Origin of the sequence: Paucihalobacter sp. (assembly GCF_036825875.1) — a bacterium.
Taxonomy (GTDB): domain Bacteria; phylum Bacteroidota; class Bacteroidia; order Flavobacteriales; family Flavobacteriaceae; genus Paucihalobacter.
Genome location: NZ_DAISXK010000084.1, coordinates 1 through 3,898, shown reverse-complemented (window position 1 = coordinate 3,898; position 3,898 = coordinate 1). Strand labels below are relative to the sequence as shown.

Genomic DNA, 3,898 nt, shown 5'->3' with positions numbered 1-3,898 from the left:
GGTTGAAATTGCTAATTATCATATTTCTGATGCCATTGTCGTAAAAGTAGATTTTCCTATTCTGTTTTATTTCGTTTCGAATATTTCGGCTAAAACTATGCAGTCGAAATACGATGTATCCTTTTTCTAAAATTTCGATGTATTTTTGAACCGTAATTTTATTAATGCCAATTAGTTGTGAAATCTCATTGTAATTAACCTCGCTTCCCATTTGTAAAGCTAAGGCTTGCAGTAGTTTTTCAAGAACTTCAGGTTTTCTGATGTCTGAAAATGCCAAAATATCTCGATACAAATAACTATTTACAAGATTTTTCAATGTCTCCCGTTCTTTCCCTTGATTATTAATAACCTCGGGATAAAATCCATAAAGCAATCTGTTTTCTATTTGTTGTTCGGATTTTATAACTCCAATTTTATTTTCGTATTCTTCCCAAGAAATGGGAAACAATTCATATTCCCATTTCCTGCCTGTTAATGGTTCATTCAATTCGTTACCTAAATCAAATGAAGACGAACCACTAACAAACAACTGAATATTTTTGAATTGGTCAGTAATGATTTTCAAAGTTAAACCTATGCCAGGTATTCTTTGAGCTTCGTCAAGGAATATATATTTGTAATCACTGATGAACGTTCTAATCTGTTCTGTTGTTGGGCTTTGTAAAAGATTTCGTGTCGCAGGGTCGTCAGCATCAAGGAATAAAAATTCTTTGTCTTTAAGAATTGCGTTTAGCAATGTTGTTTTCCCAACCTGGCGTGCGCCAACTACCACAATGGCTTTTCCTCCATTAATCTTTTCTCGAATAGTGTTTTCTATTGTTCTATCAAACATTTTTATTTCAAAGATAAAACAAAATATTGCAATGACCAATAGTTATGCTTATTCGTCATTATAATATCGAAATTTCGTATCTATTCATTCTTTTGCTTGTGCAGAACAACATAAAGGCGGAACCGAAAAGCTGTAAATAGAATAGGAATAATTTATTCGGCTTCTACAAGTTTTGAGGTGTTTTTCCCTTTCAATATAATTATAATCTACATTCTTATAATACCTGATAGAATAGACCGAGTTAGCGTTGGACGGTTTGGCAACAACCACCACTATGGTGGTCATTCAGGCGTTTATGATGTGTTGGGTCATAAAATAGACACACTGAAACATGAATTAGAAAATGTGGCACTGGTAACTTTAAAAAAGGAACACATACAATCTTCACGAGATACATTGCGGTTTTTGGATGATGGGGATGTGTTTGAGATTACAAATTAGAATAGACCTCACAGGTTTTAGAAACCTGTGAGGTTTTTAAAATGGATAATAATTTATCTCAATCCAACAAAGTAAACGTCTCAACATAATCAAAATTGGCACGCACCTCAATTTCCTCCGGATGGTAACTCACGCGCTCCGGCTGCACCTTATTTAAAAAACTGCCGGTGTCGTAAACTTTGTTTTCGTTGGTATCAAAAATGGCACGCAGATAATAATTTCTTGGGGTAACATCAAAAAAATCTACAAATGTCGCGCTGGTTGTGTAGCGCTCATACTTCACTTCACCTTTATCATCTACCAACTGAACAATAAGCGGTAGTTTCGCATTGATTAAATTCACCCTAATATTTCCATAATCAGATTTCTGCTTGGTGGATAGTTGAAAATTTAGCGTGTCGTTGGTATTGCCATAGAAATCTTTAATGGCTTCAGGCAAGATTGTTATTTTATAACGTTGGGCTTCTTCTTTTTCAAAATCAAAAACAAAGGAATGATCAGCCTCATTAAAGCTGCTTTTAAACGGGATTACCACCGAATCTCTATCCATGATGTTTACCAAAGACGCTTCTAAACTCACCAACGGAATGCTGCCTTCAACGGTGAACTTTTTAGCAAAATCTAAAACACCATTGGGGTTTCCAGTAATCACTAAACTATCCTTATCAGTTTTCATAAATCGGTGCTTAAGTGTGTCGCGGTAGGTGTTTTTTGTGACTACAAAAAATGTCGAATCCTTTTCAAGTTGTGGTTTGTACCAATAATAGAGTGAATCGGTTTTTTTATCTCTCGATATTTTGTATTCAAAGCCATCAGGTACGGTATCTAAAATTTTAATATCTACACCTTCGGGATCGCCCTCAAAACCAAACATAATGCGCTGCTCGGCGATTTGCTTTGGCCTAATCATCTTAAAATCGTTAACCTCTTTAAATAACCTAATGGTGTAAAGAGAATCTGTTGGCACATTGATAAAATGCTCTACAAACCCGATTTTATCCGTTTTTTGCTGAAATGTAAAGTTGCTAGTTTCCTCCCTTAGGGCGATGAGTTTATATGTTCCAGCCTTTATGTTTTCAATTTTAAAAGTGGTTGTGCTGTCTAAAGTGTTGGTTATATATTTGGGTTTCTTTTTATAAACAATAGAATCGGTGTAAGAAGAGTCTACTTCGTAAAGCATAACGGAAATAAATTTATCCGTCACACGTTTTTCTGCATCCATTACCACACCATTCACTGAAAGTGAATCAATATAGGTTCCGGTTGAAAACACATAGCGATAATAGGGATAGGGATTTTCTTCATTGTTATCTACAATTGAGTTACCAAAATTTATAGCATAGGTAGTATTGGCATCTAAGGTGTCGTTTATTTTTATAGTGATGTACTTACTGGCCACGCTCATCGGTGTTATTGTTGGATTAGACTCCATTGGTGGTGATACGATGAGTTGTTTTTGTAAGTCTTTTAATTTGACGTATTCATCAAAAAAAATGCGTATTTCGTCACCTTCAAAGTTGGTAGTGAAATTTTCTGGGATGGTTCTAATTATAACTGGTGGTTCTGTGTCTTTTAAACCACCTTCAGGCATGCCTCTATTGGCACAAGCAAAAGCCGCTAACACACAGCAAAGTGCAAAAAGTTGTTTAATGTATTTATTTATAAATTTCATCTGTAAATATTTATTGTTTTTAAGCGGTCACATGGAATGCCCAAATAATCCATTTTCGGCTTCGTCGCCTTAAGCTTTGAAGCGCATGGCGGTTGGTTTGCCATTTTGTTAATGGTAATTTCATAGAAACGCAAAGAAACAATATTAAAATAATTTAACGACAAAATTAATTTACAATTGCCATAGTCGCGATACTTAATTTTACATTCTTCGCCTTTTGTAATTCTGCTGCGCAAGATTCAATTGTGGCACCAGTTGTGATGATATCATCAACCAATAATATATGTTTGTTTTCTATCTGACCAGTGTTTTCAATTTTAAAGACTGCCCCAGAATCGCTCCAACGTTTTAATCTGTCTTTAAACACCTGCGTTTTGGTATTGGTGACTTTCAATAATATGTTATCGCGATACGGAATGTCAAGCGAGCTCGCAATGGCTTGCCCAAACTTAGTAACTTGATTAAACCCGCGTTTGCGCTGTTTTGATTTGTGCAAGGGTACAGGAATTACCAAGTCTATGGTTTTAAATTGATGCACTTCCGTTAATTCTGCACCGAGCCATTCCCCCAAACAAAGGCCAACATCTTGATAACCTCTATATTTTAAATTGTGAAGTAACTCTTGCACCAATCCCTTTTTTGAATAATACAAAAGTGCGGTAGCGTATTCTAATTTTAGTCTTCCATAAAACAGTTTTTTTATAAAATCGTCATTTGAAAAATGAATATTGGTGACTGGTAATTCATGCCGGCATTCTGTGCAAAGATGTAACTCGTTGTCGGCCAAATGTGCCGTACAAGACAGGCAAACCTTCGGAAAAAACAAGTTTAACAAATTAATCATCACTTTATCGATTAAAATAATTTAACAAAAAGATAATATCTACTTTCGCTGCTTAAATTTACAATTAATAATGATAGTTAACCCTCAATTATTTAACTACAGATTAATT

Annotated in this window: 4 protein-coding genes; 1 reads left to right on the top strand and 3 read right to left on the bottom strand. The window is 34.9% G+C overall.

Going from position 1 to position 3,898, the window contains the following annotated elements:
• Nucleotides 1-832: ATP-binding protein (locus tag V7Z48_RS13470; RefSeq protein ID WP_334114142.1), on the bottom strand; the 832-nt coding region annotated here is incomplete at its 3' end.
• Nucleotides 833-1,009: 177 nt separating this feature from the next.
• On the opposite strand from V7Z48_RS13470, the gene V7Z48_RS13465 reads away from it, so the two are divergent.
• The gene (locus V7Z48_RS13465) at nucleotides 1,010-1,273 is read left to right on the top strand and encodes a hypothetical protein (protein ID WP_334114141.1); all 264 of its coding nucleotides are present in this window, start codon (nucleotides 1,010-1,012) and stop codon (nucleotides 1,271-1,273) included.
• A 58-nt stretch (nucleotides 1,274-1,331) separates the two neighbouring features.
• On the opposite strand, the gene V7Z48_RS13460 is transcribed toward V7Z48_RS13465, so the two are convergent.
• Nucleotides 1,332-2,945, bottom strand: coding sequence for an Ig-like domain-containing protein (locus V7Z48_RS13460; protein WP_334114140.1), 1,614 nt, complete (start codon nucleotides 2,943-2,945; stop codon nucleotides 1,332-1,334).
• A gap of 166 nt (nucleotides 2,946-3,111) precedes the next feature.
• Entirely contained in the window at nucleotides 3,112-3,789 is a 678-nt protein-coding gene (locus tag V7Z48_RS13455) for a ComF family protein (protein WP_334114139.1), read from the bottom strand.
• Nucleotides 3,790-3,898: the final 109 nt, after the last annotated feature.

Excerpts from the sequence above, each read along its gene's own strand:
- V7Z48_RS13460 (WP_334114140.1), bottom strand. The coding sequence starts at position 2,945 with ATGAAATTTATAAATAAATACATTAAACAACTTTTTGCACTTTGCTGT.
- V7Z48_RS13455 (WP_334114139.1), bottom strand. The coding sequence starts at position 3,789 with ATGATTAATTTGTTAAACTTGTTTTTTCCGAAGGTTTGCCTGTCTTGT.